This window comes from Methylacidimicrobium sp. AP8 (assembly GCF_903064525.1).
In the GTDB taxonomy this organism is placed as follows: domain Bacteria; phylum Verrucomicrobiota; class Verrucomicrobiia; order Methylacidiphilales; family Methylacidiphilaceae; genus Methylacidimicrobium.
Genome location: NZ_LR797830.1, coordinates 2,180,239 through 2,199,212, shown reverse-complemented (window position 1 = coordinate 2,199,212; position 18,974 = coordinate 2,180,239). Strand labels below are relative to the sequence as shown.

General features: G+C 62.1%; 14 protein-coding genes and 1 tRNA gene. 4 read left to right on the top strand and 11 right to left on the bottom strand.

Annotated elements, in window-relative coordinates:
- Positions 1-87 precede the first annotated feature (87 nt).
- Both MTHMO_RS10245 and MTHMO_RS10240 read right to left on the bottom strand, forming a co-directional pair.
- Entirely contained in the window at positions 88-1,053 is a 966-nt protein-coding gene (locus MTHMO_RS10245; protein WP_202214682.1) for an IS481 family transposase, read from the bottom strand.
- 389 nt (positions 1,054-1,442) lie between these two features.
- Positions 1,443-2,414 carry a ketose-bisphosphate aldolase gene (locus MTHMO_RS10240; protein WP_202214681.1) on the bottom strand — a complete coding sequence of 324 codons (972 nt, stop codon included), beginning with the start codon at positions 2,412-2,414 and terminating at the stop codon, positions 1,443-1,445.
- Positions 2,415-2,549: 135 nt separating this feature from the next.
- On the opposite strand from MTHMO_RS10240, the gene MTHMO_RS10235 reads away from it, so the two are divergent.
- Both MTHMO_RS10235 and MTHMO_RS10230 read left to right on the top strand, forming a co-directional pair.
- Positions 2,550-3,353 (top strand): CbiX/SirB N-terminal domain-containing protein, encoded by an 804-nt coding sequence (locus tag MTHMO_RS10235; protein WP_202214680.1) that lies wholly within the window; start codon positions 2,550-2,552, stop codon positions 3,351-3,353.
- A complete protein-coding gene (locus MTHMO_RS10230; RefSeq protein WP_202214679.1) occupies positions 3,331-3,921 on the top strand; it encodes a DR2241 family protein in 591 nt (196 codons plus the stop codon). The genes MTHMO_RS10235 and MTHMO_RS10230 overlap by 23 nt, the downstream gene beginning before the upstream one ends.
- Before the next feature lie 32 nt (positions 3,922-3,953).
- On the opposite strand, the gene argA is transcribed toward MTHMO_RS10230, so the two are convergent.
- The 8 genes from argA to MTHMO_RS10190 all read right to left on the bottom strand — a co-directional run bounded on the left by argA (position 3,954) and on the right by MTHMO_RS10190 (position 13,638).
- Positions 3,954-5,234: an amino-acid N-acetyltransferase gene (gene argA, locus MTHMO_RS10225; protein ID WP_202214678.1), complete on the bottom strand. Its 1,281-nt coding sequence runs from the start codon at positions 5,232-5,234 to the stop codon at positions 3,954-3,956.
- A gap of 49 nt (positions 5,235-5,283) precedes the next feature.
- Positions 5,284-6,483, bottom strand: a complete 1,200-nt coding sequence (locus MTHMO_RS10220; protein ID WP_202214677.1) for an RNA-guided endonuclease TnpB family protein — start codon at positions 6,481-6,483, stop codon at positions 5,284-5,286.
- Positions 6,477-7,103, bottom strand: a complete 627-nt coding sequence (locus tag MTHMO_RS10215) for an IS607 family transposase (RefSeq protein WP_202214676.1) — start codon at positions 7,101-7,103, stop codon at positions 6,477-6,479. The genes MTHMO_RS10220 and MTHMO_RS10215 overlap by 7 nt, the downstream gene beginning before the upstream one ends.
- 32 nt (positions 7,104-7,135) lie before the next feature.
- Entirely contained in the window at positions 7,136-8,026 is an 891-nt protein-coding gene (gene pdxA / locus MTHMO_RS10210; protein WP_202214675.1) for a 4-hydroxythreonine-4-phosphate dehydrogenase PdxA, read from the bottom strand.
- A 109-nt stretch (positions 8,027-8,135) separates the two neighbouring features.
- Complete coding sequence (locus MTHMO_RS10205; protein ID WP_237394898.1) at positions 8,136-9,131, bottom strand: peptidylprolyl isomerase; 996 nt, start codon at positions 9,129-9,131, stop codon at positions 8,136-8,138.
- Positions 9,132-9,374: 243 nt separating this feature from the next.
- The gene (gene mfd / locus MTHMO_RS10200) at positions 9,375-12,479 is read right to left on the bottom strand and encodes a transcription-repair coupling factor (protein ID WP_202214674.1); all 3,105 of its coding nucleotides are present in this window, start codon (positions 12,477-12,479) and stop codon (positions 9,375-9,377) included.
- Positions 12,480-12,532: 53 nt separating this feature from the next.
- Entirely contained in the window at positions 12,533-12,877 is a 345-nt protein-coding gene (locus MTHMO_RS10195; protein WP_202214673.1) for a hypothetical protein, read from the bottom strand.
- Positions 12,878-12,987: 110 nt separating this feature from the next.
- Positions 12,988-13,638, bottom strand: a complete 651-nt coding sequence (locus tag MTHMO_RS10190; protein ID WP_202214672.1) for a hypothetical protein — start codon at positions 13,636-13,638, stop codon at positions 12,988-12,990.
- Between the two features lie 227 nt (positions 13,639-13,865).
- Here MTHMO_RS10190 and MTHMO_RS10185 point away from each other — a divergent pair, with 227 nt between their 5' ends.
- Positions 13,866-16,358, top strand: a complete 2,493-nt coding sequence (locus MTHMO_RS10185) for a TonB-dependent siderophore receptor (RefSeq protein WP_237394897.1) — start codon at positions 13,866-13,868, stop codon at positions 16,356-16,358.
- 54 nt (positions 16,359-16,412) lie between these two features.
- Positions 16,413-16,486: transfer RNA gene (locus MTHMO_RS10180), tRNA-Arg, on the top strand.
- Between the two features lie 9 nt (positions 16,487-16,495).
- Here the strand turns inward: MTHMO_RS10180 and MTHMO_RS10175 are convergent.
- The gene (locus MTHMO_RS10175; protein WP_237394930.1) at positions 16,496-18,925 is read right to left on the bottom strand and encodes a TonB-dependent siderophore receptor; all 2,430 of its coding nucleotides are present in this window, start codon (positions 18,923-18,925) and stop codon (positions 16,496-16,498) included.
- Between the last annotated feature and the right edge of the window lie 49 nt (positions 18,926-18,974).

Below are 18,974 nucleotides of genomic sequence, written 5' to 3'. Positions count from 1 at the left end.
AGCTTCCGGAGAGAGCGGCGTACTTCGGCCTCGGAGGCGCGGGTACCGCCGATATATTCGAATCGACCGCGCGCACGTTCCCGATGCCTAGCTGTCAGGTCCCGCATGATTGCGTACTGCTTTTTGGAAGAGATGCGGATGGGATTGTTGCCATGTTTTTAGGGCCTGAAGTGGGGTTTGGTGATTGAGCGATTTTTGAGGGTGGTGTTCGTTGTAGAGCCAGGCGTAGCGGTGGAGCGTGGTTTTCAGGTCGAGGGAGCTTTGGAAGTGATGAGTACGGAGGATCTGCGCCAGTCTTCCGTTGAAGCGCTCCACCATGCCATTGGTGCGAGGCGACTTTGGCTTGGTCAGGCGGTGCTCGATTCCCAATGCTTGGCAGAGCGCGTCGAACTCATGGGCTCCGGTAGCATCCTTGGCTGCTTGGCCGAAGACGCGATCGGTGAACTCCTTGCCGTTATCGGTGAGGATGGTTCGGATTTTCACGGGTGCCGCCTTGGCCAGCGCCTGGAGAAAGCTGCGGGCGGCCGCTGGGGTCTTTGCACGCTTGACCGCCAAGAAGACCCAACGGGTGGCTCGATCGATGGCGACGAAGACATAACGGCGAGACGTCTCGTCGGCCATCTGGGGCAGGTATTTGAGGTCCACATGAAAGTAGCCCGGCAGGTAAACTTTAAAGGGTTGAGTGGGATTGGCCGGTTTTTCCGGTTGAGGCAGCCGGGAGTGGCCTCGGCGCCGCAGGAGCCGGCCCAAGGCCGAGCGGGTCATGGAGGGTTCGATAAATTCGCGGATGACGGCCAGCAGATCGTCCAGCGGCAGCCGGAGCTGCGTGCGCAAGTAGATCACCAGCTCTTCCTGTCCCGGATTGAGTGTCGTCGGAAGATGATGCGGGGTGTGGCTGGCATCCTCGACAAAATCCCGCTTCCGCCACCGACGAATCGTCTCCCGAGTCACGCGAAACTGCCTCGCCAACTCGTAATCGCTGCCCTTCGCCCGTTGAATCGCCGTGCGGATCGCCGGCGTAGTCGTCGCATTTTTGTGCAGGGTGATTCTCATATCTTTACCTCGGCTTTCCAGCTTGCCACAACCTCCCGAAGCACCGCACGCCCGATCAGCAACGGACGGCGATTTTCTAGAAGGTAATCATGCGAACCCCAACACCTAGCGGCCATTTCTCACAAGCTTTCTCCTACGGCTTGCAAAACGGGCTCGTCTGCTTCGCTCCCGCTTGGTTTTCCATCCTCGCAGTATGTCTTCATACAGCTCCGGTGGAAAACCTGCGCCCGCCTCGCACCCAAGCCCATTTGCGGCGCCTCGGCTACGAAATTTGTGAGAAATGGCCGCTAGGGCTGCGCACCCCGCGGATGCTGCCATACCCGTTCATCGGTTGTGCGGCTGGGCACCACCGGGCAAAGAAATCGGAGACCGCCGATCCGGCGACAAGTCTACCCGTTGGCACCCCGTTGGGCGAGAATCTCCTTACGGACCGGCTCGAGCTGGCGGGCGCAGCCGAGCTTTTCGCTCTTGTGCGCGATCATGTTCGCGTACTCCGCCATAAAGATGCGGCCCGGCCCGCGAAAGTCGAAGTCCTCCGGATGGTCGCGCAAGTACTCGCGGTGCACGCGCATCCAGACCAAGCGGCCGTCGGTATCGATGTTGATTTTGGTGACTCCGCGCTTTGCCGCCGGAAGGTATTCATTCTCATCGACGCCGGATGCGCTCGGATCCAGCTTGCCGCCGGCTGCGTTGATCCGCCGCACTTCGTCCTGGGGAACGCTGGAGCTTCCATGCATTACGAGCGGAAAACCGGGAAGGCGCTTGGAGATCGCTTCCAACACCTCGAAATGGATCGACTGCTTCCCCTTGAACTTGTACGCACCGTGACTGGTGCCCACGGCGCAGGCGAGAGAATCGCAACCCGTTTGCTCGACGAAGATTTTTGCCTGGTCCGGGTCGGTAAGGCAGGCGTGCCCTTCCTCGACCTTGACGTCCTCTTCCACTCCGCCGAGCATCCCGAGCTCGGCCTCCACACTGACACCCTTGGCGTGGGCGCGCTCGACCACACGGCGCGTGATGGCTACGTTCTCCTCGAACGGGTGGTGCGAGGCATCGATCATGACGGAGCTGTAGAAGCCCGAGTCGATGCAGTCATAGCAAGTCTCTTCGTCGCCATGATCGAGGTGGACCGCGAAGATGCACTCCGGGTAGATGCTTTCGGAGGCTCGGATGATGGCCTCGAGCATCCGTTTGTCGGCATACTTCCTGGCCCCTCTCGAGATTTGGATGATGAACGGAGCCTGCGCCTGCACAGCCCCTCGGAAGAGGCCGAGGGATTGCTCCATGTTGTTGATATTGTACGCGCCGATCGCGTACTTTCCGTAAGCGCAACGAAAGAGTTCCGCCGTCGTGACGATCATGATTTCTACCTCCTTCTTCTTGGCCGGTCGGGAGCCATACCGCTGTCTTAGCCCCTGTCGAGCAATAGGCAGACTACGTTCCCCTCGGTTGCTGGGCAAGTGCGAAATGGCGGACTCGACGCTGAGGACAACCGCATGCGGAAGGTAAGCAAATTCCGCGATCGGGCGCTCATCCTGGCAGGCCACGGATCGATGTTCAGCCCTGAATCCGCCCTGCCGATCTACCGGCATGCCGCTTCACTGCGGTTGTCCGGCACGTTCGCGGCTGTCTACGAGTGCTTCTGGAAAGAGGAGCCATCCTATCGGACGGTTCTTTACGGAGTGGAAGAGGAGTGCATTTACCTTGTGCCCGACTTTCTGAGCCATGGCTATTTTACCCGAGAGGTTCTGCCGCGCGAGTTCGGGTTGCGGGGGCCCGTCACGCGCCGGGGCTCCTTCGAGATCCGCTATTGCGAGCCGCCCGGCTGCCATCCGCGCATGGCGGATGCGATCGTGGAGCAGGCCCTGGCGGTGATCCGGAACACCGACTCCCGCGATGTCGCTCTGCTCCTGGTCGGCCACGGAACCGAGCGAAACGACTGCTCCGCGCAAACCGCATGGGAGCAAGCCGCCCGCATCCGCGACTCCGGGCGATTCGCCGAATGCGGCGTGGCGTTCTTGGAGCAGGACCCGTCGGTGCGCCGATGGCGCGACTTGATCCGCAGCAGGGATATCGCCGTTGTCCCGTTTTTCCTTTCCGAAGGGAAGCACTCGTACACCGACATTCCGCATCTGATGGGCTTGAGCGGGCATCCGCGGGATCCGGAGTTTCTCAACCCGCAGGTGACCAAGGACGGACGGCGGATCTACTACGCGCGGGCCGCCGGAATGGCTTCGATTCTGGATCGAGTCATTCTCGGCCAGGTGGAGGCTTTCGATGAAGCTCACGGACTGGTTTGAAGCCCGTCTTGCGCGAACCCCCCCGCCATGGATCCTGGGCGAAGTTCGCATTTCTCCCGGCTATGTCCTCGTCCATCGGGAGGACGTTCCGGAAGATAGCCGGCTGCAGCTCCTAACGGGCATGGATTCTTTCCTGGAGCTGGTTCGCTTCGATTCGGCCGGGCGGTTTCGTCCGCTGCGCGGGGCACCGGGATTGCGAAAGGGATGGCGCCGGGGACCGTATTCGGCGGGAGAGCTCATCGCCGACCTACAGCTGCTCTACCCGGGCGCCGTCGGACTGCTGGCGGCCTGGGAGGCGGATCGGCTTGCGCCGACACCCTTTGCGGAGACCGCCGGCCGCCAGACCGGAATCTATCGGGTGACGCAACGACTTTCTTCCGAAGAACTTCCTCTGCTCGTGGAAGAGATCTGCATCCGGGGCTGCTTGCGCCGACCCCTCTGGCATGCCGCGGAGCGCGAACCGGCGGAGAAGGAAGCGGGTCTCCCCCTTCTTTGTCCCGAGGCGTGCGCCTTTTTCCTCCACCAGGTTCGCGGTCGGTCCGGGCGATGCTCCGTGCCCGCTGCATAGCGGAGGCTAAATCGGTTCGCAAAGGATTCGGTTCAAAAAAGCTGCTTGAGCAAGACCTTCGAGCGGCGGCCGCTCTGCTCGTAGAGGAGCCGGCGCGCCGCCGGTAGGTCGTCCGGAGTCCCTTCGCGGAAGCCCGCCTTTTGGGTGAAGAAATTGTAAGTTCGGGCCGAGAGAGCGAAGAGCTGCCGGATGCCCTCCTCGCGGGCGACCGATTGGGCGAACTGCACCAGCTTTCGTCCGAGCCCTTGGTTTTCGTACACTCGGGCGACCGAAAGGCAGGCGACCTCCGCCTGCGAGGATTCGGGAAAGCGGTGGAGCGCCACGCAACCGACAACCGCGCGGTCGATCTCCAGCACATAGTAATCGTTGAGCCGCGCGAGGATGCTCTGCCGGGTGCGGGGGAGCAGTTCGGCAGCGTCCACAGACTGTGCAATGAGCTGGAGGATCGAACGGACGTCCTTTTTCTGCGCTTTTCGGATCGACTCGTATCCTTCGGAGTAGACCATCGTGCCCACCCCTACCTGAGAAAAGAGCTCCGAGAGAAGGGCGTCATCGATGCGAATATCGAGGAGGTGGATGCGCGGCACCCCGCCGCGGCAGGCGGCGATCGAATGGGAAAGCTTAGAGAGCAGGAGCGCGGAGGAAGTGGCCGCATGCCGCTGGAGGAAGGCCTCGGCCTCGCTGACGGAGAGCTGTCGCGCCAAGTCGGCCTCCTTGGCATAATCGATTTCCGCCGAAAGATAGATGAGCTTCACGGCGCCGACGGCCTCCGCGACCGCCACCGCCACCGCATCGGAGTTAACGCGGAAGAGATTACCCTCCCGGTCGGATCCGATGGGGCTGATCACCGGTAGGATGCCGCGGTCGAGAAGATCGTGCAGGAAGGCGGTGTCGACCCGCTCGATCCGTCCCGTCAGGAGGTGGTTGACTCCGCCGACGATCCCGAAAGGGTGCACCACCAGCGCGTTCGGCAGAGCGGCCCGTAGGTCCGCGGAGCTGAATGTCGCGAGAATCTGCTGTGCGACTTGGCAGGATGCGGCCTGGCACACCTTTAAGGTCGCGGTGTCGGTAGGGCCGGTTCCATCCGAGGAAGAGAGAGGGATGGAGCGCTCCTGGGCGAGTTCCCGCACCTGGAGGCCGATGCCATGGACCACGATCACCCGGACGTTCAGGCTGCGGAGAACGGCGAGGTCGAGCGCGAGATTCGCGAAGTTCTCGTGCGCGACGACCGCGCCGTCGATCGCGATCACAAAGATCTTCTCCCGAAACTCGGGAACGTAGGTGAGAATTCCCCGCAGGTTCGTGAAGTTCATTGTCTCCGCTCTCCGAAACCTACGCAAACCGCCACATAGCCGCTCAAAGCTATGCAGCGAGCCCGCTGTTCGGTTCCTGCTTCCTAGAGGCCCGTTTCACGCGGGGCTTGCGCCTCGCGCCAGAGCGTTCCTCTCCACAGGCTGCCACCGCAGAGCTTGCGGCCAGAATTTCGAGATTGCGGGCGGCGTTGAGATCGCGACTGATCTCATACCCGCACGCGTCGCAACGATAAGTCCGCTGCGACAGCGCCAGTTCGGCCTTCACCGAACCGCAGCAAGAACAGGTCTTGCTCGAGGGGAACCAGCGATCCGCTACGACAATCGTAGCTCCGTAAAACCGTGCCTTATAACCAAGCTGACGGCGGAACTCGAAGAATGCGCCGTCCATGATCGACCGGGCTAGATGGCGATTACGGGCCATGCCGCGTACGTTTAGGTCCTCGATGCCGATACGCCGATAGGTCCTTGTGAGCATGGTCGTCGCCTTATGAGTCGCGTCGCGGCGGATGGCGGCGATGCGGCTGTGCAGCCGAGCCAGCTTCAGCTTGGCCTTGCGTCTATTGGACGAGCCTTTCCTCTTGCGGGACAGGCTCCTGCTTGTCCGTCTCAACCGCCTTAGAAGCGACGTATGAGCCTTGGGACCCGGAATCGGTTCGCCCCGGCTTAGCGTTGCCAGAGTGGTGATGCCCAAATCAACGCCAACCGCATCCTGCGGATGCTCAACTGGCTTGATGTCGTCTGTCTCAACCATGATGCTGGCGAACCAGCGGTCTGCCTCGCGGCTCACCGTGACGCGCTTTAGGTTTCCCGTGAAGCGCACCTCCTCACGCATCCGTATCCAGCCTATGACCGGTAGCCGGATACGCCGGCCGTCCACACGGAAGGTACCGGCTTCATTTGCGGCGCAAAAACTGTCTCGCACGCCTTTCTTCTTAAACCGGGGATATCGGCCATGGCGATCGAAGAACGCCCGAAAAGCCGCGCCAAGATCGATTATGGCCTCTTGTGCCGCACATTTCGTTACATCGAACATCCACGGGAACTGCTCCCGCTTAATTCTGTTCAATTGACGGCGAAGGGAAACATCGGACGGCGGCGGCAATGATGGATCTTCCTTCCGCGCCGCATGCTGACGCGTCCACTCGGACAATGCCCAGTTCCACGCGAATCGCGCCACCCCCGATGCGCGAGCAAAGTAGGTCCGCTGCTTGTTATTCGGGTCCAGCGCGATGCGGTGGGCAATCAGCATGCCGCATTCTCCACTGCCTGCCGCACCCCGTCCAACAGCTTCTGGTTCCGGCGCGAGCGCGAGCCATAAAGCCGAGCCGAGAATACCGTGATGATCTCTAACACGTCCTTGGCGAGGTCTTCCTCGAAGGTCGTATCCTCGCCCTGATTGAGGATCACCACCTCGACGCCCTTCGCCTCGCAGATCGCAAATACCAGTTCCGCCCCGAAGCGGAGCAGCCGGTCCTTGTGAGTGATCACCAAGCGGCCGATCTGCCCGTCCATCATGGCGTCCAGCAGCCGCTTGAGGCCCTTCTTGCGGTAGTTCATGCCCGAGCCAAGGTCGGCGATGATCTCGAACGTCCAACCCTGCTGGGCGCAATACAGTTCCAGAACCTGCTTCTGGCGCTCTAGATCGGCTTTCTGGTCATGGCTGGAAACACGAGCATAGGCAATGGTCCTGCGGCTTGCCTGTTGTGTGGCGCGGAAGCGTTCCGGCAGCAATTTTGCCAGATCATACCGGCGATGTCCGCCAGCGGTATGTTCCGCCAGCAAACGGCCCTCCGCTTCCCAGCGCCGAAGCGTCGTGATCGATACGCCGAGCGCATGAGCTGCCTCCCCTATACTAACCAACCTCTCCATTTTGGAGAGTATAAAGCATATTCGCTTACCTTTCACGCAAGCTGTTCAAGCCCTTCGGATTTCGTCAAACGTGCGGCCAGCCGGATCGCGGCGATCATGCTCCGCGGATCTGCGGCGTTCTTCCCGGCGATATCGAAAGCGGTCCCGTGGTCCGGAGAGGTCCGAATGAGAGGAAGACCCAGCGTGACGTTCACTCCGGTCGCAAAGGCCAGCAGCTTGAAGGGGATGAGGCCCTGATCGTGATATGCGGCGACGACTCCAGAAAACTCGCCGCGAGCGGCTTGGCGGAAGACCGAGTCCGGGGGCAGAGGACCGGAAACCTCCCGGCCTTGTTTCCGCAAGAGGCGGATCGCCGGCTCGAAGAGATCCCGCTCCTCGGTTCCGAAGAGCCCCCCTTCCCCCGCGTGTGGGTTGAGTCCGGCGACGGCGATCCGCGGAGAACGGCAGCCGAGCCGCGCCAGGAAGTCGGCGAGAAGCTCGGCCGAAAGCACGATCTTTTCCGGGCGGATCATGGCAATCGCTGCGCTGAGGCTGCAATGGGTGGAGAGCAGGGAGATCGAGAGCTTCGGATGCCAAAAGGCCATCACCGCTTTCTGCGCCGGGTATCCGGTCCGCTCGGCGAAGAACTCCGTCTGGCCGGGGAAAGGGAATCCCGCAGCCTGCAAGCCGGCCTTATGCACCGGACCTGTCGCGATGGCCTGGATCGCGCCCTCCTTCCACAGGAGGATCGCTTCTTCCAGCCACTCCCACGCGGCGCGGGCAGAGGAGAGGCTCGGCCGGCCCGGGGTGAACCCCCGGTCCGATCCGATGACGCGGTAGGCGTAACGGCCGGAAAGCCTTCCGGATGCCATCGCCTTGCGCACAACTTCCGGGCCGATGCCCGTGGGCTCCCCTACGGGGATGGCGATAACCGATTTCTTCATTATGTCTACTCCCGACCCGGGGATCGCGCCGCGAAGGAGCCGCTTTCGCCGAGGAGAGAACCGATCCGGTGGAAAAAAGGCGCAAGAGAAAGCGTCCCGGTCATGACCATTAAAACATCTTGATGAACGCCTTGGCTCGCAGGCTGTCGAGCCATTCTTGCTGGCGCTTCTGGCGCTTTTCCTGCAGGAGCGCGGTTTCGATCTGGGTGCGCACGCTCGAGATCGGCTTGACGCGTTCGCGGCGCTTGTCCTCCAGATGGAGGAGATAGTAGCCGTCGGGGGTGGCGATCACGTCGCTGGTCTGGCCGGGAAACATGGCAAAGGCGACGTCCGCGATCTCGGGCCGCAGCGTGTCTCGGGTGACCCAGCCGAGATCCCCACCCTCCTGCTTGCGCGGCCCTTCGGAGTAGCTGCGAGCTAGTTCGGCGAAATTCGCGCCGAATCGGAGCTTCGTTTCCAGATCCTTGGCGGTTTCGAGAGCTGGATCGTATTCTTCGTCCTTTCCATCCGGTCCGACCCGATGCTCCTTCAACGCAGGACGTTGCAGGAAGATCAACCGGAGCTTAACGCTGGGGGGCTCGACGAAAAGAGCGAGGTGATCGTGATAGTACTGTTCGACTTGGTAGGGGGAGATCACAATCGTATCGGAGACGTTCTTCATCCGCATGGCCTGGACAATGATCTGTTCGAGGAGGTTCTGCTTGTAGCGCTCTTCGGTCATCCCGCTGGCTTGGAGCGTCCGAATGAAGGCGATGCGATCCCCGTCGAACTGGCTCCGGATCACATCCCGGACGCGCGTTTCGATGAAGCTATCCGGGATCTGGTATCCTTTCTTTTTGAAATCCTGGATGATCAGCTCGCGCTCGATCAGCGCGCGCAAGGCGTTGAGCCGCGCTTCCTTGATCCGGTCGACGAGCTCCGGGCCTTGATAGGTCTCCCGCAGGACGGCCTCGTTGGGCTCCACCTGCTTCTTGACTTCGGAAAACGTGATCACCTTGTCGTTGACGATCGCGGCAACCCCGTCGACGCCGGCCTGTCCGAAAAGACGACAGGAGGCCGCCGCCAGGGCGAGCAGCCAGCCGAGGGGGATGACAAAACGGCTCATCGCCCGGTGGGGCGTCCGATTAGGGAGCCTCGCCGGGAGAACGGCAAGGCGACTGGCCCAAAACCGAATTCGGAGCGTGCGCGGCATGGAAAGAGGAAGAGGAGGAAGGGAGCCCAAGGGCTCACAGGGCTATCCGGATCAGGCGATGTTCGCTCCTTATCGAAGCTGCGGTAAACCCGATCCTCGCGGGAACCGACGAGTCCGATCGGCAAGCCGCGGGAAAGAGCTTGGGGAACATAGCGGCTAAGCCAGAGTGAGGATCCACTTCTTGGCGGACGCGAGCTTACTTTCGGCATCCTGCCCGGTCAAGCGGGGGAAGCGGCCGCCGATCATCAGGTAGCTGCCGTTCCGCTGCAAGAGCAGCTTGTCTCCTTGTACCTCGATGCGTTCCAGGGAGCGCTCGCCCCCCAAGATGCGGAGCTCCACTTCTTCCAGAAGGAGGCGCACGGACGCGGGCAGGGGACCGAACCGGTCGCGCCAGGATTTCTCGAGTTCCTGCCGTTCCGCGAGGGATGCCGCTTCCGCTGCCTGGCGGTGCGCCGCGATCCGTTCCTCGATGGAAGGGATGTAGGAGGCGGGAATGCCCGGCCTGTCGACACCGTTCTCCCAAAAGTCGATCGATACTTTGCAGGCGAGCGGGCTTCGGACTTTTTTCCCCTGTACGGCGGCGACGGCTTCGCGGAGAAGCCGGCAATAGAGCTCGAAGCCGATCGCGGCGATGTGACCGCTCTGCGCCGTTCCCAGCAGGTTGCCCGCCCCTCGGATCTCCAGGTCGCGGAGAGCGATGCGGAAGCCTGCGCCGAGCTGGCTGTACTCCTGCATCGCACGGATGCGACGCTTTGCGTCCGCTGCGAGGAAACGGTCGCGGGGCAACAGGAGATAGGCATAAGCCTTTTGATGGGAGCGGCCGACACGCCCTCGAAGCTGGTAGAGATCAGCCAAGCCGAACCGGTCGGCCCGATCGATGATAATCGTGTTCGCGTTGGGAATGTCGAGGCCGTTTTCGATGATCGAGGTGGCCAAGAAAACATCGATCTCGCCCGACACGAATCGCTGCATCACACTCTCCAGGTGCTCCTTGTCCATCCGGCCGTGCCCGATCTCGATCCGAGCCGTAGGGACCAGCTCGCGGAGGCGTCGGCATACCCGCTCGATCGAGGCGATCCGATTATGCAGGAAGTAGACCTGTCCGCCTCGTGCCAGCTCTTTTTCGATCGCGGAGCGGATCGTCCGCTCGTCATACGGGCAGACTATCGTTTCGATCGGCAGGCGGTTCGAGGGGGGAGTCTCGATCAGGCTCAGATCGCGTGCGCCCGCCAGGGCGAGGTAGAGCGTGCGGGGGATCGGGGTTGCGGAGAGGGCCAACATATCCACTGAGCGAAAGCGCTCCTTCCATCTTTCCTTCTGGTGCACCCCGAATCGCTGCTCTTCGTCGATCACGACGAGTTTCAGACGGGCGAAGCGCACATCCGGGGATAGAAGCCGGTGAGTGCCGACCGCGACGTCGCACTCTCCGGAAGCGATGGCGGCTAGCGCCCGCCGCTCCTCCGCGGCGGAAGCCAGCCGCCCGAGAAAGACGACCTGAATGGGGTAGTCCGCGAATCGCTGCCGGAGGGTCTGGTAGTGCTGGTAGGCGAGCACCGTCGTCGGCGCGAGGAGCGCCGCCTGCCCGCCGGCTACGGCGGCCTTGAAGATGGCCCGGATGGCGACTTCGGTCTTGCCGAACCCCACGTCGCCGCAGATGAGCCGATCCATTGGTCGCGGAGCTTCCATGTCGGCTTTTGTCTGGGCGATGGCTCGGAGCTGATCGGGCGTCTCCCGATAGACGAACGACTTCTCGAACTCCCGCTGCCAATCGGAGTCGGGGGGAGAGGCGTTTCCGGGAAGCACCTGCCGTTCTGCCTGGATACGCAACAGCTTGGCGGCGTAGTCGCGGATGGCGCCTTGGGCGGCCGCCCGAGCCTTTTTCCATCGGGTTCCCCCCAGCGTATCGAGCTTCGGGACTCGACGCGTTCCGCCGATATACCGGGAAACCAGATAGCTCTGATCGATCGGCACGTAGAGCTTGGCGGCATCCGCAAACTCCAACAGCAGCGCCTCCCCGCCTTCATCAGGAAGGGCCTCAACCCCCCGATAACGCGCGATGCCGTGCTGTAGGTGGACGACAAAATCTCCGGGTTGCCATTCCGCCGGAGCCGTTTCGACCGGACGGACCTCGGTGAGGTGGTTGGCTTCCTTCGGCCGGTGGAGGATGACCTGATAGCGCCCGAAGATCTCCGAGTCGCTCAGGATCGCGATGCGCGCGGCCGGCCAGGAAAATCCGCGCGTCAGCGCTCCCGAGAGCCAAGCGATGGCGGCCGTATCGATCTTCTCCGCCGCCAAGAGTTCCCGGAGCCGTTTCTCTTCCCCTTCGTTATTGACGAAGATTCCGATGTCCCATTCCTCGGCAAGCCAGCGGCGAAGCTCGGCGGTGAAAAGGGTCCAGCGGCCCTCCCGCATCAGGCGGTCCTCCGTCGGCATCCCTAGGAAGTCGTGGTCCCGGAATTCGGGCTCCGGCTCCAAGAGGTCGCCCGCAGGCTCGCCGGCGGCTGCATCGATTCGGAAGCGGCAGGACGCATCAGGTAGGTATTCCTCGAGAGAGGAGGCCTGTCCCTCTGCGATCTCGGCGGGAGGGAGAAGAGAAATCGTGGTTGAGGAGAGAGTCCGCAGTGAGCGTTGGGAGACCGGGTCGAACTCCCGAAGCGAAACGAGGGTGTCGCCGTCCCACTCCGTTCGCAACGGGCGACCGGCCGTCCATGGAAACAGGTCGAGGATGCTTCCGCGCACGCTCATCTGTCCTCGGACGTCGACACGCGGGCATCGCTCGAACTGAGCGGCCGCGAGCGCATCCAGGAGCTCCGCTCGATCCGGCGGATTATTGGGAGAGAGCCGGAGGATGCTTTTCTCCAGAGCCTGCGGGATCGGCACTCGATAACGGAGCGCGCCCGGGGTCGCAATCAAACCGGGAAGCTCCCGGCGGAGCAGGAGCGTGGCGATTTGCAGCTGCGAGGCCGCCACGTCGAGATCGGGCAGGGCTCCTTGCGGCACGGGTGCGCTTTCCGGGAAGACCGGGATCGGACAACCCCACGCTTCCAACCCGGCGGCCAGCGCGGCGGCCCGCTTCGGGGATGCCGCGAGGATCAGCAGGAACGGCGGGGAGGAGCGGAAAAGGCCGGAGAGAACGAAAGCTTGCGCGGAGGTCGGAATCGATTCGAGGCTATAGGCTCTTCCGGGCCGCAGCTGCTTTCGCCATCGATCAAAGGGGCCGGCGCCGAACCAGCGTTCCCTCGGGTGCGTGCGTTGCGTCATCTTCCTGCGGAACCGGCTCCTCGGAGAGGGAAAGCCCCTGTTTCGGCGCGCTCCTACAGAAGCGGCCGGATCGTCATGTCTCCCGATCGGGGCATCCAACGGACTTCCAGCCGCCCGTACCGGGGGATTTCATAATAGCCGGCCTCCTCCTTGGCGCTGCCCAGATCGCAGCAGGCGGATATACGCTCCGCGAAGGATACGGACAGGATTGCCGCGACCCGGTCTTCGCTCCTGCGGATCTCTTCGATATGCGCCCGCCACGGTCCGGGCCATCCGCCGTCTTCGCAAAACACCTCGAGCGGAAGCCGTTCGGGATGACGTTCGAGGCTCTCGAGGATGGCCGAATCCAAGCCGCGTCCTTCCTCTTCCTTTAACGATGTTTTGCCGTCGAATGCCATGGTCCTTTCCCTCCGTCGGCTGGAGATTGCAATGAGGGAAACCTGGCGGGTAGAGAGGGCGAAGTCAAATCCAGGAAACGCCGCCATGGCGCCTGCGAACGGGATCGGTCTCATCGCCATTCCGTCGCGAAGCTGCGGTACGCCACCGCGGCCATGGTGTAGCACAAGGGAATGCTCACGAGCGTGCCGACGACCAGCACGGCTCCGATCTCGACCAAGCCGACGATCACGACGGCGACCGCCAGCGCCTGTGGATAGCGGGAGATTCCGAAACGGAACGACACGAGAAACGTGTCGACCGCCTGGGAGGCCGCCCCGTCGGCAACGAGAAAAGGCCAAAAGAGGACCAGAGGGAGGACGCCGAGCACGAGCAAGAAGGCGATCGGATCCCTTCCCAAGAAGACGAGGAGGAACAGGACGAAGGTCCCGATCAGCCAGCCGAAGAGGGTTCCTGCCATAATTTTCCAGGGAGCGCGGAAACCGTCGAGGAGCTCGAGCCAGCGCGGGGAGCCGCCGTCGGCCAGGGTGAGGAAGAAACGGGCAAGCCCGATGATCAGAATCCCCAGCAGGCCTTGACAGAGGAGGACGGCCAGGATGACCGAAAGCTTGTTATGCCAGAGGCGGATCGAGGCGATCCATTGGAAACCCAGCGCGAGGGCGAAGTAGGCGAATCCCACGAAGAGGGATCGACCGGGTGCCGCCCGGACACGGGCGAACGCCGCCTTCAGGCATTCCCATGCGAAGCGGAAAGGTGGAAGCATGTGCCATTTAGGATTGGCCGGCAGCCCCGGTCAAGGATTCGGCCGGAACCTCGCCGGGCGAAAGCCGAATCCCGGTGATGCGCGGCTCAAGAAGCCGTTTTTCTACATGCAAGGCGAAAGACAGCAGAGGAAGTTGTAAAAACGGCGCGCTTTATATCCATAAATAAAGTTAGGTTAGACTAATAAATGGCTTGTCTCTACTCGGGGCCGGCCTATACTGCTCGGTCATGGATGCGGCCCGGGGCGTCTGCCCCCGAAAGACGTTCCGTCTCTTTGCGGTTCTTATGGGCTTCTGCTGCCTCGACGCCGTTCCCGCCGCCGCCCAGGAAGCGCCGCCCGCTCCCGCGGCCGCCGCGCCGACCGCGCCAGCCGCTCCCGTCTCTCCGGAGCAGGCTCCCGGCATCCTGCCGGAGGTGGAGGTGATCGGGGAGCTGCCGGGGCCCGGAGCTACCCCGATCAACGTCTATGGGACCGAGATGAGCATCCTCGACACCCCGCGGGAAGTGACGCCGATCTCGCGGGAGCAGCTCGATACGGTGGCGCCGGGGAACCTGATGGGATACGACGACTTGGCTCCGCTCGTCCCCTCCTTGACCACGATGGCGCCCGCCGGGGACTATTCGGTGGAGCCCTTCATTCGGGGGCTTCCCGCCACCGTTTTCCGTAACGGGATGCTCGTCGGCTTGGAGAGCTATGGCACCTCCGGGCCCATGCCCAACTTCTACGCCTATGACAATATCGATATCGTCCAGGGTCCGGTGCCCGCCGTCTTCGGAGCGCGCGAGATGGCGGCGGGCTATGCCAACGACGTGACCAAGCAGCCCTATTTCGACCGCTTTCGCGGCGATGCCCAGTACAGCATGGGGATGTACGATCAGAACCGGTGGAACCTGGATATCGGGGGGCCGTTCGCCGGCGGAAGGGCGGCCTACCGCTTCGATTATGCGGGGCAATACTCGGGCAGCTACTACGAGGGGGCCTACATGCACAGCCAGGACTTCTACCTGGCCCTCTCCGCCCATCCCTCGGAAAACTACACGATCGACTCGAACTTCGAGTTCGACACCCTAGGCTTCAACTTGCCCCTCGGCATCAACCGGCCCGATCAGGCGCTGATCGATAGTGACCTCTACCAGAGCGGGAGCATGATCGGCTGGCTCGGACCGAACGGCACCTTCCATCCGGGAATCGGCACCTCGGTTCCCGGCGAGGGGTATATCGTGCAATGGGGGCCGCAGGTGCCGATCAGCCTACGGAACAACCTGGCGGACCTAGCCGGCGCGGGGAACCGGAACCTCTACGGAGTCGCTCAGGTTATCCAGACCCTCAAGCTCTCCGATGACCTCCGGATCGTCAACAACACGATGTTCGAATATTTCAACATGGTGCAGGATCCGCTGGCCAACTCCAACTTCAGCTATACTCCCGGCGACTGGCTGATCGAGCATCGGCTCGAAGCCCAGGCGAAGACCGAACCCCCCCTCGGCCGGCTCGCGCTCTTTCACGAGCTGGACGGCGGCATCTTCCTCTGGTTCGACAAACAGACCGATTACACCGAGACGAGCCGGATCGCCGACAACTTCTGGAACATGACCCAGCCTCTCACTCGGTCGGGCCTGCTCCCGCCGATCACGATGGCGGAAGCCTTGCGGGCGGGGGATATCTACCTGACCGACATCCCCGTGCCGGGCGTTCCCGGGATGACTTACAACACGAATAACTTCGCAACGGCCCGGTCCCAATTCTTCCAGGTTTCCCCATTCGTCCAGGACAACATCCGGCTCGGGGAAAAGTGGAACCTTCTCCTCGGCGCCCGGCTCCAATGGTACGAGATTGCCAACAGCGAGCCGCCGGGCACCCCGCCCGCGCTCATGCTCCAGAGCAACTACTCGATCCTCGAGCCCCAGGCCAACGCGAGCGTAAGCTACAAGCCCTATCCCTGGATGAACGCCTACTTCACCTATTCCTACGCCCAAACCGCAGCCATGGACGTCCTGGGTGCTTTCTGTCCGGAATTCACGAGCCCTTACTACCACCTGACGAATGTCATGTACGAATCGGGCGTAAAATTGAACCTACTCCGCGATAAGCTCTTCCTAAGCGCCGAAGGCTTCTACTACTCGACCTTCTTCCCGGTGACGGTCCTTCCCGGGGGCTTTACGCCGATCACGCCCGCCGACGTGCTCGGAGCGGAGCTGGCCGGAACGTATCAACCGAACCGGAATTGGACCTACAGCTTCGGCTTTGACTATCTTACGGGCGAGGAGTTCTGGACGCAGAGCGCGGCACAGACCGGCCCTACGGTGATCCAGAATTATTCCGCGGCAACCGCGGCACGATACAACCTCCCGGTCGATCCCTACACCACCCTCCCGACCGGAATCTATCCGTTCATCGGCTTTCCCCACGAGCACGGGACTGCGATGGCGACCTATAAATCGGACCAGGGCTTCGGCACCTCCCTCTGGCTCTGGATCCAGAGCGGCATGTTTCTTTCCTACGACTATGCCACCCGGATCCCCGTCGACTACACCCTCAATGCGAGCGTCTTTTATGCGACCAAGCGGTGGGAAGCCCGGGTGCAGGTTTACAACCTGACCGACAACCACTACTGGTTTCCGACAGGGACCGGGTTCCAGGGAGACCGGGTCTACAATTACGACAAGGTTTTGATCGGACTCCCCTTTTGGGTGATGGGAACGGTCCGAGTCTTCTTTTGAAGAAGCGGGCCGGCTTGACCGGGGAAAAAAAATTGCACAGCCTGAGTGTTGCCGGCACCCATAGCTCAATCGGATAGAGCACCGGGCTTCGGACCCGGGGGTTGGGGGTTCAAATCCTCCTGGGTGCAGATTCCTCCTCAAAATTTCCATGTGGCTGTCCCCTCGATCCAGAAAGGCCAGCCGGCATAGACCGTGTCGAGGTTGAGCGTGCGTACCCGGCTGAAGGCAAACCCGTTGGGCAGCCAGTAGTGCTCGTCGGTGAAGTTGAAGAGGTAGAGGCGCGCTTCCCAATGGGGTTGTGCATAGAAAACCTGGGCGTTGAGGACGAACTCGGGGGGAATCCGTACTTGGTGTTCGTAGCCGAGGTACATATCGGAAAAGAAGAGTCCTCCCAAGGTCACGCCGATCCCCGAGTCGTCCTGGTAAGTAACCATTCCGGAGACGGTCTGCTCGGGCCAGCCGATCAGCGCATAGCTTCCCGGCGGGAAGCTCGCCTGATTGTCGAGGGGCAGGCCGAGCCGGTCGGCCTGCGTCGTCGAGTAGGTCTGGGTCAGAGGCGGGCCGTAAGGTGACGAACTCCAATTCTCGACTCCGGTCATGAGGAGGTAGTTTGCTCGGATCCAGAAGCTCCGGTTGGGCTGGAAGGTCGCGGTCGTTTCGAATCCGTTGATCTGAACGGGGTTGGCCGGCTCTAGGTAGTTGAAAAGATAGGTGTCCTCGTGAAAGACATCCGCGGAAAGGAAAAGTCGACTGCGGGCGAGGCTGAATTTCACTCCCAGCTCTTCCAATTCGTTGAGGAGATGAAAGGCTTCGTCGGTGAATGTCGGCGAGTAGCCGCCTGCCCCTCCCACGTCGGTCGCTTGAGCCCAGTTGAAGTTGAAGTAGGTCGTCATCCATGGGTAGGGCTTCCACGTCGGGCTGACGTTGAAGAGCGGCAGGGCTTGCGTCGTGTCGAGCTGCTCGAAGAGGATGGCGGGTGTGCCCGGAGGAGTCTGGGCGGAGATCATGTAGAGGTCCAGACGCGCGCCCAGGATGACCGAAAGGGTGTCCGTAAGCTGAATCGTCTGCTGCCAGAAGGGAGAGACCTTCCCGTAGCGAGTCAAGTTGGTTCCCGTCGCTCCGTTGAGCGGCTCGAAGTAGAAGGGGTAGGGGCCGCCGGGCACGAGCCACTCCCCGCCGCCGGGAGCCGAGGGGTTGCCGACCCAGGCTTGAAAGGCAGGGGTGAAGGCGCCGTTGCGAAGGTAGGGATTCTCGAAGACGCTCCACTGGTTTGGGACCGTGAACTCAAGCGAGTCGTAGGCAAGCGCCTGCTGGTAGCGCCATTCGATGCCCGTGTCGAGGAACTGCGCCATCCGCCCGAAGGGGCCCGGGGTGGTGAACTGTGCCCGGACCTCGGTCCGGTTGTCGATCTCGTACGCATCCCACGCCTCTTGAAAGAGGATCTCGTCCTCGCTTGCGATGTGATCCTGGTACCAGAAGAGCGTATTGTTGACGACCTGGAGGTCGTCGCTCACCGCGACCGACTGGATGAGCTGGGCCATGCCGGTGATCGCCCGGCCGAGATCGCCGGGATATTTGATCGTCTGCCGGCGGCTCACGGGAACGGGAGTGCCCAGAAAGTTGTTCGCCGGAACCGTGCCGGGACTACTCACCTGCGGGAGGGGCGGGTAACCGGGATAGTAGAGGCCATCCTGGATCAGCGCCTCCGTCGGCCGGTTCATCAGCACATCTTCGAGCATGTAGGAGTAAGTGCCGAAGTCGGCGTAGAGGTCGGCACGGTAGCGGTCGTTCGGATGCCAGCCGATCGCTCCGTAGAAGTTCTCCTGCTGATCGAAGATATAGTCGTAGTAGCTGCCGTTGTTCATTCCAAGATAGCTGAACCGGTAACCGAGCTTGGAGGACTGGCCCTCGGCCAGGTGGTCGATCGGCCCGCCGACCTCGGCTCCCCACATGTACTGGTCGTACATCCCCATCGTTGCCCAGGCGTCGCCTCGGAACCGGTCGAAGTAGGGCTGCTTGGTGATGTAGTTGACGTAGCCGTTGGAAGGCTGGGTTGCCCCATAAACCGCGCCGGGCGGCCCTTCGACGAGGTCCATGCTCTCGACCATGTTGAAGTTCCAGGGAACATCCTGTAGGCCGAAGTTGACGTTCTCCTCGATCCCGTTGAGGAAGGTCAGGCCCTGGCGCCCGCGGATGTCGGGCGCGGAAGCGCAGGCGGCTTGCGACGGATCGACCATGGCTGCGGGATTGAGGTAGGTGATCGAAAGGGGGTCCCACTTCCCCCACTGGCCGATCCCGGCCGATTCCATGAGAGTCTTCGAGACGGGAGTCACTGCTCTGGGCGTATCGACAACGTCCATCGGGATGGCATAGGCGGAGGAGCAGCTTCCGGGAAGGATGCCGCCGCTCGAAGCTTCGACCTGAACTACGGGAAGGGTCGTGGTAGGGGAAAGATCGCCGGAACCGTTGAAGGCCTTCCCGAGCGAAAGAGGAAGCGCAAAAGCAAGGAAGAGGATGGCAAGACCGAGCGGGAAGCGGCGGCGCATGCGCACTATGTGATAATGCATTATCACATAGTGGCAAGGAAAATCCCATGTTCATCGAGCGAAAAGAAAA

Excerpts from the sequence above, each read along its gene's own strand:
- MTHMO_RS10190 (WP_202214672.1), bottom strand. The coding sequence starts at position 13,638 with ATGCTTCCACCTTTCCGCTTCGCATGGGAATGCCTGAAGGCGGCGTTC.
- MTHMO_RS10185 (WP_237394897.1), top strand. The coding sequence starts at position 13,866 with ATGGATGCGGCCCGGGGCGTCTGCCCCCGAAAGACGTTCCGTCTCTTT.
- pdxA (WP_202214675.1), bottom strand. The coding sequence starts at position 8,026 with ATGAAGAAATCGGTTATCGCCATCCCCGTAGGGGAGCCCACGGGCATC.
- MTHMO_RS10240 (WP_202214681.1), bottom strand. The coding sequence starts at position 2,414 with ATGATCGTCACGACGGCGGAACTCTTTCGTTGCGCTTACGGAAAGTAC.
- MTHMO_RS10230 (WP_202214679.1), top strand. The coding sequence starts at position 3,331 with ATGAAGCTCACGGACTGGTTTGAAGCCCGTCTTGCGCGAACCCCCCCG.
- MTHMO_RS10205 (WP_237394898.1), bottom strand. The coding sequence starts at position 9,131 with ATGAGCCGTTTTGTCATCCCCCTCGGCTGGCTGCTCGCCCTGGCGGCG.
- argA (WP_202214678.1), bottom strand. The coding sequence starts at position 5,234 with ATGAACTTCACGAACCTGCGGGGAATTCTCACCTACGTTCCCGAGTTT.
- MTHMO_RS10245 (WP_202214682.1), bottom strand. The coding sequence starts at position 1,053 with ATGAGAATCACCCTGCACAAAAATGCGACGACTACGCCGGCGATCCGC.
- MTHMO_RS10195 (WP_202214673.1), bottom strand. The coding sequence starts at position 12,877 with ATGGCATTCGACGGCAAAACATCGTTAAAGGAAGAGGAAGGACGCGGC.
- MTHMO_RS10220 (WP_202214677.1), bottom strand. The coding sequence starts at position 6,483 with ATGCTGATTGCCCACCGCATCGCGCTGGACCCGAATAACAAGCAGCGG.
- MTHMO_RS10215 (WP_202214676.1), bottom strand. The coding sequence starts at position 7,103 with ATGGAGAGGTTGGTTAGTATAGGGGAGGCAGCTCATGCGCTCGGCGTA.
- MTHMO_RS10235 (WP_202214680.1), top strand. The coding sequence starts at position 2,550 with ATGCGGAAGGTAAGCAAATTCCGCGATCGGGCGCTCATCCTGGCAGGC.
- mfd (WP_202214674.1), bottom strand. The coding sequence starts at position 12,479 with ATGACGCAACGCACGCACCCGAGGGAACGCTGGTTCGGCGCCGGCCCC.
- MTHMO_RS10175 (WP_237394930.1), bottom strand. The coding sequence starts at position 18,925 with ATGCATTATCACATAGTGCGCATGCGCCGCCGCTTCCCGCTCGGTCTT.